Source organism: Chryseobacterium sp. MMO-72, assembly GCF_037146035.1.
Lineage (GTDB): Bacteria > Bacteroidota > Bacteroidia > Flavobacteriales > Weeksellaceae > Chryseobacterium > Chryseobacterium indicum.
On record NZ_JBBCWG010000003.1, the window covers coordinates 146,693 to 158,493 of the forward strand.

The following is an 11,801-nucleotide window of genomic DNA, read 5'->3' on the forward strand; positions in this document are numbered from 1 at the left end:
CTTTTTTACTGTTTATTAAAATTTATTTACAAATCTTAATCTTCGAATTCTTCTCTAAGAATACGCTTCACTTCTTCAATCGTTTCCTCTTCAAGGTCGACCATATTCAGCAAGCTTACAGTTTCTTTATCTAAAACTGATTTTGCAGTAGTAAGACCTACTTTTTTAAACTCATCCAAAATCCACTGCTCGATATCATCGTTAAACTCTGTAAGTTCAACATCATCATCTTCGCTGGACTCTCTGTGTACATCAATCTCATAACCTGTCAACCAAGAAGCAAGTCTGATATTCTGACCCTGTTTTCCGATTACTTTAGAAATCTCTTCAACCGGAGTATATACTAAAGCATATTCCTGCTCCTCGTTGATGTCAATTTTATTGATGGTAACGTTTCCTAAAGCTCTCTTCACCAAAATCTCAGGGTTTTTAGACCACTGAATAACATCGATGTTCTCATTTCTCAACTCTCTTACCACTCCGTGAATTCTGGATCCTTTCACTCCCACACAAGCTCCTACCGGATCAATTCTGTCGTCGTAAGCATCTACTGCAATCTTCGCCTTTTCTCCAGGAATTCTCACTACTTTTTTAAGAATAATAGTTCCGTCCTGAATTTCAGGGATTTCCAGCTCTAATAGTTTTTCTAAGAATTTAGGTGCAGTTCTGGAAATAATAATCTGCGGCTTTGAACCTTTGAAATCTACTGTTTCAACAATAGCTCTGATATTCTCACCCTTTTTAAAGAAATCGGATGGGATCTGGTTTTCTTTAGGCAAAATGAATTCGTTCCCTTCATCATCCAGCAAAATCACGTGCTTATGACGGATATGGTGGATCTCTCCTACTACGATTTCCCCGATTCTGTCTTTAAACTGCTCGTACAACATCGCATTGTTGTGCTCCTGCAATTTTGTAGCCAAGATCTGCTTCAGGGTAAGAATATTTCTTCTTCCCAACTGTGCAACAGGAATTTCCATCGTAAAATCTTCTCCCACTTCAAAAGTAGGGTCAATTTTCTTAGCTTCAGATATCTCGATTTCCAGATCATCATCTTCAGACATTTCGTCCTCCACAATGGTTTTATTTAAAAATATTTGAAAATCTCCTTTATCAGGGTTTACAATCACATCAAAATGATCATCCGAATCATATCTTTTTCTCAAAAGTGTCTTCAGAGAATCTTCAATAATTGCCATAAGATCAATCTTACTGATCCCTTTTTCGTCTTTAAAATCACCGAAGGATTCAATCAACGCTATATTGTCCATTTATTCTTTTTTCTTTTAAAATTTAATTGTTACTAATGCTTTTTTAATCTCAGAGTACGGAATTTCTTTTTCCTCCTCCACATCCACTTTTCCTTTACCGATGTCTTTCGGTTTGCGGTAACGCCGGATCAGTGTGATTTTTTCTTCATCTACTTTTGCCAGTTCGCCTTCCGTTTTTGTAGAGTCATTCAGTAAAACTTCAATTTCTCTTCCGATATTTTTTGCAAACTGTCTTGGAGTTGCCAAAGGCTCGCTCAATCCCGCAGACATTACCTGCAGGCTGAAATCATGTTCTTCGCGATCCATATTAAATTCTATCGCGCGGCTTGCATCAAGGCAGTCCTGTAAAGAAACACCATTGTCACCATCCAAAATCACTGTGATGTCATCCCCCGCAGAAATTTTCAGATCAATAAGAAACAGATCTTTTCTGGTCTCGAGGAATTCATGTAATAATTCTTCAATTCTTTTTCTAAACTCCATATTTTAAAATCTTGATTTACCAGTACGAAAAAAGGCTTTCTTCCGAAGGCCTTCCCATGTTTTTCCGTAAATCCATTGCAAATATACGACTTTTTCTTGGAAAAGCAAAATATCTTATTATCAATATGATAACTTAAATTTTATTTACACGAAATTAAAGACTCAGATCATGGTATTTTTATTACTTTTGTGTTTGAATTTTTTAAAAACATACATTTTGAATATTACCATTGTAGGAACAGGTTATGTAGGACTGGTTACAGGAACCACTTTGGCAGAACTTGGCAATTCAGTATACTGTGTAGATATTGATGAAAAAAAAGTAGAAGGTATGAAAAACGGCGTAGTTCCCATCTATGAGCCGAATCTTGAAGAAATGTTCCTGAGAAATATACAGGCTGAAAGATTATTTTTCACTACCAATCTAAAAGAAGCTTTGGATAAAAGCGAAGTTATTTATTTAGCCTTACCTACTCCGCCCGGAGAAGACGGATCCGCAGATCTTTCTTATGTACTGAAAGTAGCAAACGATATTGGCGAAATGATGACGGAATACAAAGTTATTGTTAATAAAAGTACCGTTCCCGTAGGAACAGCTGATAAAGTCCGTGAAGTTATCGCTTCAAAAACCTGGATTCCTTTTGATGTGGTTTCCAATCCTGAGTTCTTAAGGGAAGGTTTCGCAGTAGAAGATTCTATGAATCCTGCAAGAGTGGTTGTTGGAGCAAGTTCTGAAAAGGCACAGGAAATTATGGCTAAAATTTACCAGCCATTTACCAACACCGGAGTTCCTATTATTTTTATGGATGAAAAATCTTCTGAGCTTACAAAATATGCAGCTAACTCATTCTTGGCAGTAAAAATTACTTTCATGAATGAAATTGCCAATTACTGTGAAAAAGTTGGCGCTGATGTGGATAAAGTAAGACTTGGAATGGGAAGTGACGACAGAATCGGTCATCGATTTTTGTTTCCGGGAATCGGATACGGCGGAAGCTGTTTCCCAAAAGATGTGAAAGCATTAATAAAATCCGGAAAGCAGGAAAATTTTAATTTTCAGATTTTAGAAGCGACCGAAAACGTAAATATTGCTCAGAAAGTAATTCTTGTTTCTGAAATTGAAAAATACTTTGGAGGAAATATCGAAGGGAAAACGATCGCAATGTGGGGATTAGCCTTCAAAGCGAATACCGATGATATTCGTGAGGCTTCTTCATTAGATAATATTGCGTTGCTTTTAGAAAAAGGGGCAAAGATTGTTGCTTATGATCTGGTTGCCGAAAATAATGTTCAGAAATTGTTAGGAGATAAAATCCAATACGCAAAAAATATGTACGAAGCTCTGGACAACGCAGATGCTTTGTTTATTGCAACAGAATGGCCGGAATTCAAAAACCCGAATTTCGAACTGATGGAGAAAAGAATGAACAATAAGGTGATTTTTGACGGAAGAAATATATATCCACTGGAAATTCCTGAGCAGAATGGTTTTTATTATAAAAGTATCGGACGCAAAACAGTTTTAAATTAATCAAATGAAAAATATAATCATTACGGGAGGAGCCGGCTTTATCGGTTCGCACGTGGTAAGAGAGTTTGTAAAAAACAATCCTGAAACAACGATCATCAACCTTGATGCACTTACGTATGCAGGAAATCTTGAAAATCTTAAGGATATCGAAAATGAGCCGAATTACGTTTTCGAAAAAGCCGATATTACAAAACCTGAAGAATTAAGAAAAGTTTTCGAAAAATATAATCCGGATGCAGTAGTGCATTTAGCTGCAGAAAGTCACGTAGACCGAAGCATTACAGACCCGATGGCATTCATCAATACCAACGTGAACGGAACTGCCAATCTTCTGAATCTTTGTAAGGAATTCTGGACGTTAAATCCGGACCATACGCATGGAAGATTCCCTGATGAGAAGAGAACGAATCTTTTCTATCATGTTTCTACAGACGAAGTGTATGGAAGTTTAGGAGAGACCGGTTTTTTCTTAGAAACCACAGCATATGATCCACAGTCTCCATATTCGGCTTCAAAAGCAGCTTCAGATCACTTGGTGAGAGCGTATGGAAATACTTACGGAATGCCGTTTATTATTTCGAACTGTTCAAATAATTACGGCCCGAATCATTTTCCGGAAAAACTGATTCCTCTATGTATTTCAAATATCATCAATGAAAAACCTTTGCCTATTTACGGCGACGGGAAATATACAAGAGACTGGCTTTTTGTCATCGATCACGCTAAAGGAATCCACCAGATTTTCAATGAAGCTAAAACAGGAGAAACATACAATATCGGAGGTTTTAATGAGTGGCAGAATATTGATTTGGTAAGAGAATTAATCAAGCAAATGGATGCTAAATTAGGCAGAGAAGAAGGCTACTCTGAAAAATTAATTACTTTTGTAAAAGACAGACCGGGACACGATAAAAGATATGCTATTGACGCAACAAAACTGAATAAAGATCTTGGCTGGAAGCCATCGGTAACATTTGAAGAAGGCCTGGCAAAAACTATTGACTGGTATCTTGAGAATAAAGAATGGCTGGAACACGTAACGAGTGGAGACTATCAGAAATATTACGAAAAACAGTATCATTAAAATTAAACACAGATTAAAAGATGAAAGGTATCATTTTAGCCGGAGGTTCCGGAACCAGACTTTACCCTCTTACCATCGCTGTCAGCAAGCAGTTAATGCCTGTTTACGATAAACCGATGATCTATTATCCTCTTTCTACATTGCTATTAGCAGGAATTAAAGATATTTTAATTATTACAACGCCTCACGATCAGGAAGGATTTGTTAAATTATTGGGAGACGGATCTCAGATCGGATGCAATATAGAATATGTGGTTCAGCCAAGTCCGGATGGTCTTGCGCAGGCTTTTATTTTAGGAGATCAGTTTATAGGAAATGACGCCGCTGCATTGGTTTTAGGCGATAATATTTTTTACGGTTCAGAAATGGGAACTCTGCTTAAAAATAAAACCAATCCGGATGGAGGTGTCGTTTTCGCGTATCACGTTTCAGATCCTGAAAGATATGGCGTTGTAGAATTTGACGATAACCTTAAAGCCGTTTCAATCGAAGAAAAGCCTTTAAAACCAAAATCAAATTACGCCGTTCCCGGATTATATTTTTACGATAACGAAGTGGTTGAAATTGCTAAAAACATTCAGCCTTCCGCGAGAGGAGAACTGGAAATTACTGATGTAAACAATGTATATCTTCAAAAAGGAAAACTGGAAGTAGGTGTTCTCGACAGAGGTACAGCGTGGCTGGACACAGGAACATTTGATTCTTTAAACGATGCTTCTGAGTTTGTGAGAGTAATTGAAAAGAGACAGGGCTTCAAAATAGGATGCATTGAGGAAATTGCTTTCAGAAATAAATTCATTGACGAAGAAAAATTACTGGAAACCGCAACCAAATACGGAAAAAGCGGTTATGGCGAATACCTGAAAAAATTAGTCAATAAATAATCGACTAAATTAATACATTTTAAAACTATTGGCTTTACGGCTGATAGTTTTTTGTTCATAACAGTAAATATTAATATATTAGTTATACTTTTTCATTTTATGCAAGTAATAATTTACAACGCATACAAATTGAAAATCAATTAATTGTTATAAATTTGAAAAAAATCTACTTTGAAAACCGTAGTATACACATCTGATAAAGAAACACATTTTTTTAAAGAGCTTGCCTCTATTTATAAAGACATTCGATCATCTAATTTTTTAGCCTTTCAAATGACCAAAAGAGACATACAGGCTCAATACAGACAGTCATTGCTAGGTTTCTTTTGGATATTGGCTCCCGTAATTATTAATTCCTTGGTTTGGTTATTTTTGAATGGTTCCGGCGTTGTAAATGTAAATATTCCGGGCGGAATACCTTACCCAGTTTTTGTGATTTTGGGAACCACTACCTGGAACATCTTTGCTGAAGCCATTCAAAGTCCTATAAATTCTGTCAATGCAGGAAAATCAATTATTTCAAAAATCAATTTTCCTAAGGAGTCTCTTTTAATGAAGGGACTATATACTACCTTGTTCAATTTGGCAATAAAAATGATCCCGGTAATTCTTATTCTGATTGTTTATCAGATAACACCATCCTGGAATTTACTACTTTTTCCTTTTTACATTTTTTCATTAATAATTTTCGCATTCGCCATTGGTCTTCTAATAACTCCTTTAGGGTTAATTTACACCGACATAAGTAAAGTTTTAACAACAGGAATCCCTTTCCTTATGTATGTAACTCCTGTTGTATACGCTGCTCCTTCGGTAGGATTTTTTAAATTTTTATTTAAGCTAAATCCTTTAACTTATATTATTAATGATACCAGAAGTACATTGACAGGAACAGAAACTCAGTCTTTAACATTCATAATCGGTTTAACGGTTTTAAGTATATTTTTTTTACTAATTGGACTGGTCATTTTCAGAAAATCAATGCCAATCGTTATTGAAAAAATCGCAGGATAATGGAAAAGGATAACGAAATATTAGTTTCCGTACAGAATGTATCGAAGAAATTCAGCAAAAATCTTAAAAGTTCTCTTAAATATGGAGCTTTAGATATCATTCGAAGTACTTTAGGGCTACGCGTGAACAAAGATTTGCGTCCTCAAGAGTTCTGGGCTGTACATGATGTAAGTTTTGAGCTGAAAAGAGGAGAATGCATTGGACTGATAGGACATAACGGAGCCGGAAAATCTACACTTCTGAAAGTTTTAAACGGGCTTTACAATCCTGATAAAGGCAAGATTGTAATGCGAGGAAAAATAGGCGCTTTAATAGAACTAGGTGCAGGCTTCAATCCTATACTTACAGGAAGAGAGAACATTTACAATAATGCTTCTATATTGGGATTTACAAAAAAAGAGGTTGAAGAAAAAATGAATTCAATCATAAACTTTTCTGAAATTGGCGAATTTATAGATACCCCTGTACAAAACTACTCTTCGGGAATGAAGGTTCGCTTGGGCTTCTCGGTTGCCGCTCATCTTGAACCTGATATCCTGATCATTGATGAGGTATTAGCTGTAGGAGATCTGGGTTTTATTCTGAAATGTTTTAGCAAAATAGACGAGTTACTCCCTCGTACTGCTGTTATTTTTGTTTCTCATAGTATGCCAATGATATCAAGGATCTGCAATGAAGTAATCTTAATGGATCATGGAAAAGTTGAATACTGCGGAAAAGAAATCGGAAAAGGGATACAGCTTTATTACAATAAATTTTCAAATAACCATCAAAATAAAGTATACGATACCAAAACTTTCGGATTAATTTCGGTTCAAACAGACCTTTTGAATAATAAAATTCATCGTCATAAGGATTTCAATTTAACATTCGAATTTGAGGTTTATGCAGCTATTGAAAGATTACCTATATTATATCTTGAGTTTAAAGATAAAGAACAAAAACCAATTGCTGGTATATCTGTAAAAGAATATAGAGAAAACATAAAAGAAGGATCAAAGATAACTTATAAAATTACTGTGAAAAATCCTCTCTTTACATTAGGAAAATATATATTAGATTTAGGACTCTATGATCCCTCAACAGAATCCCCTTATATCCGTATTAACAATATCATTGAGTTTACTGTTGGTGGTGAAAAGGAACAATGGATTCCCTTTGAATTAGAAAGCGAAAATATCATAACTTTACATTAAAATTTATTATGATTCCCGTAACCCAACCTTTCTTACCTCCTCAGGAAGAATATCAGAAATATCTAGCTGGCATCTGGAAAAGAAACTGGCTCACCAATATGGGTCCATTGGCAAGTCAATTGGAATTGGAACTGAAAGACCATCTAAAAGTTAACCATCTGCTATTTGTAACAAATGGTACTGTTGCCATACAAATGGCCATAGAAGCTTTGGATCTAAAAGGTGAAATTATTACAACGCCTTTTTCTTTTGTAGCAACAACAAGTTCTATTGTCTGGGAAGGATGTACGCCCGTTTTTGTGGATATAGATTCTAAAAGTCTCTGCATAGATCCAACAAAAATAGAAACAGCAATTACAGAAAAAACTACAGCTATTCTTGCAACTCATGTTTACGGTAATCCATGTGACGTTGAAGCAATAGATCAAATTGCTAAAAAGCACAATCTGAAAGTCATTTATGATGCAGCACATGCTTTTGGAGTAGAAGTTAACGGAAAATCTATTTTTGAATTTGGAGACATTTCTACCTGTTCATTACATGCGACTAAACTTTACCACTCTATAGAAGGTGGATTACTTATAGCAAAAAAACCTGATGTATTAAAGAAACTGGCATCCATAAGAAATTTTGGAATTGCAAGTTTCGACTCTTTCTCAGATGTAGGGATCAATGGTAAAAATTCGGAGTTTCACGCGGCGATGGGACTTGCAAATTTGAAATACATAAATAATATTCATGATAAGAGAAAAACTTTGTCAGAATTGTATGACAAAAAACTTTCCACGTTCAAATATAAAAAACCAATTTGGCATTCTCAGTCTAAGGAAAATTATGCTTATTATCCTATTATTTTAGAAAGTGAAGAAGTTCTTTTACAGCTTAAGGCGGAATTGGAAAGGCAACAGATATATACAAGAAGATATTTTTATCCAAGCCTTGCTTCAGCATTGCCTTATTTGCCAAAATTAGAATTGCCTGTAACAGAAGATATTTCCAAAAGAGTATTATGTCTTCCTTTTTATTATGATCTAACTCCTGAGGAAATAGAATATATTGTAAGAATCATACTTCGATTCCAAAATAATTAATATGAAAATTGCTGTAATGCAACCCTACATTTTTCCTTATATAGGATATTTCCAAATGATTAATGCAGTTGATAAATTCATTTTTTATGATGATGTAAATTTTATCAAACAAGGCTGGATCAACAGAAATAATATTTTATTATCAGGAAAAAGTTTTTTATTTACAGTTCCTTTGTCTAAGGCAACATCATTTACCTTAATAAAAGATACTGAAATAAATGTAAAGTTGTATGAAAACTGGAAAACAAAATTTCTATTAACACTTTCTCAAAACTACAAAAACGCACCATTTTTTAGTGTTGTTTATGAATTGGTAGCAGAAGTCTTTAATAAAAAAAATAGATCTATAAGCGATCTGGCAATAGACAGTATCCTTTCAGTTTCCCGATATTTAGGATTTACAACTCAGTTTATCATTTCTTCTCAATCTTACCAAAATCAAAATTTAGAAAGACAGGAAAGATTGTTGGATATTTGCAAACAGGAAGACGCAACAGATTATATTAACGCCATTGGAGGGCAGGAACTCTATAAACAAGAAGACTTTTCCCAGAAAGGAGTAGCCTTACATTTTATTAAATCATTACCTTTGGAATATAAACAGTTTAAAAATATTTTTGTTCCCCACTTATCAATCATTGACGTACTAATGTTCAATAGTATTGATGATATAAAAAATATTTTGAATAAATATGAATTAAAATAACATTATGGAAAAAATTGTAATTTTTGGAACCAGTCAGTTAGCCAGTTTAGCACATTTTTATTTTACGCATGACTCCCCGCATGAAGTGGTAGCTTTCACTTTAGACAGTGATTATATTACTGAAAATGAGTTCAGAGGTCTTCCCGTTGTATCATTTGAAGAGATTGAAAAGCATTATCCGCCTTCTGAATATAAAATGTTCTTACCTATTAGTTTTAAGCAAATGAGCTTTCTCAGAAAAAGAAAATTTGAAGAGGCAAAAGCAAAAGGGTATAAATGTGTAAGCTATGTTTCCAGCAAAGCAAGCACATGGCCGGATCTTACGGTAGGTGAAAACTGTTTTATTTTTGAAGATAATACCATTCAGCCTTTTGTAACAATTGGAGACAATTGTGTTTTATGGAGCGGAAACCATATCGGTCACCATACTAATATTCATGACCATGTATTTATCACTTCTCATGTAGTTATTTCAGGATGTTGTGAAATTGGTGAAAATTCATTTTTCGGAGTCAATGCCACAGTTCGTGACGAAACCAATATTGGTAAAGCATCTTTAATTGGTATGGGTGCTATCATTACAAAAGACACACCTGAATTCAGCATTTGGCTGGGTGCAAAATCTACCATGAGAGACGATAAGAGTATTGATATAGATAGTATTTCTCATAAAACAAAAGGGTAAATATGTGGCAAAAAAAAGGAAGAATACACCATATTGATCATTACAACGACTGGATGGTTTCCCATGCATGTGTACCTACAGCATTATTACTGAATGAAGATGTTGTAAGAATTTATTATGCTCCAAGAAACTCAGAAGGAAGAAGCATTCCTACCTATATTGATGTTTCCGCAAAAAATCCTGAAGAAGTATTATATATTCATGATAAACCTGTTTTAGAACCCGGAGAATTAGGAACATTTGATGATGGAGGAATTATGCCATGTTCTGTTGTGCGGTTATCAGAAACCTGTATTTATCTTTATTATGTAGGATGGAATGCAAGTGTTTTGGTACCTTACAGAAATGCGATAGGATTAGCAATCAGTTATGATAATGGGGAAACATTTGAAAAAGCATTTCCCGGAGCAATTGTAGAACGTAACAGAGATGAGCCGTTTTTTACAGCGTCTCCATGTGTTATTAAACATAATGACCAATGGATCATGTGGTATGCTTCCAGTACAGGTTTCGTAATAAGTGACGGTAAACCGGAACCATTATATGAAATTAAATATGCTCATTCTACAGATGGTATCAATTGGGTTCGTCCCAATATTACCTGTATCCCTCCTGCCGAAAAATATCAGTGTACAGCAAGACCTGCTGTGATTATAGAAGACGGAAAATATAAAATGTGGTTTACTTACAGAGGTTCTTTTGATTATAGAGATGGTAAGGAAAGTTACAGAATTGGCTATGCAGAATCTGAAGATGGGATAAACTGGAATCGAAATGATGCTCAAAGCGGTATTGAATTTTCGGATTCAGGCTGGGATTCTACGATGCAGACATATCCTTCGGTAATTGTAGCCAATAATAAAAAAATTTTATTTTACAATGGTAACGGTTTTGGAAAGACCGGAATTGGCTTCGCTGTATGGGAATAACTAAAAGAAAAAAAGTTAGCTGTCATGTAATAACATACAATCACATCAATTATATTTCAAAATGTATTGATGGAATTCTCATGCAGAAAACTGACTTTGATTTTGAAATTGTAATTGGCGACGATGTATCAACAGACGGAACAAGGGAAATTGTAAAAGAATATGCTTCCAGATTTCCGGATATGATTCGTCTGAATTTGAGGGATAAAAGAGGCACCGGAATTCCGGGTAAAGAAAATTTCATGTCCACGTTGGAAATGTGTGATGGTGAATATATTACTTTATGTGATGGTGATGATTACTGGACAGATCCTCTTAAACTTCAGAAACAAGTTGATTTTTTAGAGCAAAACAAAGAATATAGTATATGTTTTCATAATGTAAAATATATTGATATTTCAGGAGGGGAGACGAAGCACAAAAATTTTAATTCAGGTTCAATCGAAAAAACCTTTACAATTGAAGATTTATCTACAGGAAATTTTATTGACGCTCCTTCTGTTGTATTTAGAAATAATGATAAGATTTTACCTTCGTGGTTCAAATATTCTCCAATAGGAGACTATCCGCTTCACATGATTAATGCTTCTTTTGGATTGATTAAATATTTTCCTGAAGAAATGGCAGTTTACAGAGTGGGAAGCGGTGTTTGGAGCACAAAAAGCAATATAGAGCAGACTGTAAATGCCATGTTTTGCATGACGCTTTTAATGAGCCATTTTAAAAGCAACATACCTGTTTTTGAAAATTTAAAAAAACAATATGATAATTTTAAAGCCATCCTTTCAAAACCTTTTGAAGATAAAAAGAAATTGGAGCTTAATATAAAAGACCATACCTTTTTAGAAAAAAATATCAGCTTAAATTATTTATTAAAAATACTGAAAATTAAAATCTTAAAGAAACTAAAGATAAAGAATTAAAAAA

General features: G+C 34.5%; 12 protein-coding genes. 10 read left to right on the top strand and 2 right to left on the bottom strand.

What is annotated here, in order from left to right:
* Positions 1–35 precede the first annotated feature (35 nt).
* Both nusA and rimP read right to left on the bottom strand, forming a co-directional pair.
* Positions 36–1,271 (bottom strand): transcription termination factor NusA, encoded by a 1,236-nt coding sequence (gene nusA, locus WFH39_RS05865; RefSeq protein ID WP_116097380.1) that lies wholly within the window; start codon positions 1,269–1,271, stop codon positions 36–38.
* Positions 1,272–1,286: 15 nt separating this feature from the next.
* Complete coding sequence (gene rimP / locus WFH39_RS05870; RefSeq protein ID WP_336689148.1) at positions 1,287–1,754, bottom strand: ribosome assembly cofactor RimP; 468 nt, start codon at positions 1,752–1,754, stop codon at positions 1,287–1,289.
* A gap of 217 nt (positions 1,755–1,971) precedes the next feature.
* Between rimP and WFH39_RS05875 the strand changes: the two genes are divergently transcribed.
* The 10 genes from WFH39_RS05875 to WFH39_RS05920 all read left to right on the top strand — a co-directional run bounded on the left by WFH39_RS05875 (position 1,972) and on the right by WFH39_RS05920 (position 11,797).
* Positions 1,972–3,285, top strand: a complete 1,314-nt coding sequence (locus WFH39_RS05875; RefSeq protein ID WP_336689149.1) for a UDP-glucose dehydrogenase family protein — start codon at positions 1,972–1,974, stop codon at positions 3,283–3,285.
* Positions 3,286–3,289: 4 nt separating this feature from the next.
* Positions 3,290–4,369 (top strand): dTDP-glucose 4,6-dehydratase, encoded by a 1,080-nt coding sequence (gene rfbB / locus WFH39_RS05880; protein ID WP_214588291.1) that lies wholly within the window; start codon positions 3,290–3,292, stop codon positions 4,367–4,369.
* A gap of 20 nt (positions 4,370–4,389) precedes the next feature.
* Positions 4,390–5,253 carry a glucose-1-phosphate thymidylyltransferase RfbA gene (rfbA, locus tag WFH39_RS05885; protein ID WP_336689150.1) on the top strand — a complete coding sequence of 288 codons (864 nt, stop codon included), beginning with the start codon at positions 4,390–4,392 and terminating at the stop codon, positions 5,251–5,253.
* 171 nt (positions 5,254–5,424) lie between these two features.
* Entirely contained in the window at positions 5,425–6,267 is an 843-nt protein-coding gene (locus WFH39_RS05890; protein ID WP_336689151.1) for an ABC transporter permease, read from the top strand.
* Positions 6,267–7,463, top strand: a complete 1,197-nt coding sequence (locus WFH39_RS05895) for an ABC transporter ATP-binding protein (RefSeq protein WP_336689152.1) — start codon at positions 6,267–6,269, stop codon at positions 7,461–7,463. The genes WFH39_RS05890 and WFH39_RS05895 overlap by 1 nt, the downstream gene beginning before the upstream one ends.
* A gap of 8 nt (positions 7,464–7,471) precedes the next feature.
* Complete coding sequence (locus tag WFH39_RS05900) at positions 7,472–8,554, top strand: DegT/DnrJ/EryC1/StrS family aminotransferase (RefSeq protein ID WP_336689153.1); 1,083 nt, start codon at positions 7,472–7,474, stop codon at positions 8,552–8,554.
* 1 nt (position 8,555) lies between these two features.
* On the top strand, positions 8,556–9,260 hold the full coding sequence (locus tag WFH39_RS05905) for a WbqC family protein (RefSeq protein ID WP_214588286.1): 705 nt from the start codon (positions 8,556–8,558) through the stop codon (positions 9,258–9,260).
* Positions 9,261–9,264: 4 nt separating this feature from the next.
* Positions 9,265–9,945, top strand: a complete 681-nt coding sequence (locus WFH39_RS05910; RefSeq protein WP_214588285.1) for an acetyltransferase — start codon at positions 9,265–9,267, stop codon at positions 9,943–9,945.
* 2 nt (positions 9,946–9,947) lie between these two features.
* Positions 9,948–10,874, top strand: coding sequence for a hypothetical protein (locus WFH39_RS05915; RefSeq protein WP_336689154.1), 927 nt, complete (start codon positions 9,948–9,950; stop codon positions 10,872–10,874).
* Positions 10,865–11,797 carry a glycosyltransferase gene (locus WFH39_RS05920; RefSeq protein WP_336689155.1) on the top strand — a complete coding sequence of 311 codons (933 nt, stop codon included), beginning with the start codon at positions 10,865–10,867 and terminating at the stop codon, positions 11,795–11,797. Before WFH39_RS05915 ends, WFH39_RS05920 begins: the two co-directional genes overlap by 10 nt.
* Positions 11,798–11,801: the final 4 nt, after the last annotated feature.

Excerpts from the sequence above, each read along its gene's own strand:
- WFH39_RS05895 (WP_336689152.1), top strand. The coding sequence starts at position 6,267 with ATGGAAAAGGATAACGAAATATTAGTTTCCGTACAGAATGTATCGAAG.
- WFH39_RS05905 (WP_214588286.1), top strand. The coding sequence starts at position 8,556 with ATGAAAATTGCTGTAATGCAACCCTACATTTTTCCTTATATAGGATAT.
- rfbB (WP_214588291.1), top strand. The coding sequence starts at position 3,290 with ATGAAAAATATAATCATTACGGGAGGAGCCGGCTTTATCGGTTCGCAC.
- nusA (WP_116097380.1), bottom strand. The coding sequence starts at position 1,271 with ATGGACAATATAGCGTTGATTGAATCCTTCGGTGATTTTAAAGACGAA.
- WFH39_RS05920 (WP_336689155.1), top strand. The coding sequence starts at position 10,865 with ATGGGAATAACTAAAAGAAAAAAAGTTAGCTGTCATGTAATAACATAC.
- rimP (WP_336689148.1), bottom strand. The coding sequence starts at position 1,754 with ATGGAGTTTAGAAAAAGAATTGAAGAATTATTACATGAATTCCTCGAG.
- WFH39_RS05915 (WP_336689154.1), top strand. The coding sequence starts at position 9,948 with ATGTGGCAAAAAAAAGGAAGAATACACCATATTGATCATTACAACGAC.
- rfbA (WP_336689150.1), top strand. The coding sequence starts at position 4,390 with ATGAAAGGTATCATTTTAGCCGGAGGTTCCGGAACCAGACTTTACCCT.
- WFH39_RS05910 (WP_214588285.1), top strand. The coding sequence starts at position 9,265 with ATGGAAAAAATTGTAATTTTTGGAACCAGTCAGTTAGCCAGTTTAGCA.
- WFH39_RS05900 (WP_336689153.1), top strand. The coding sequence starts at position 7,472 with ATGATTCCCGTAACCCAACCTTTCTTACCTCCTCAGGAAGAATATCAG.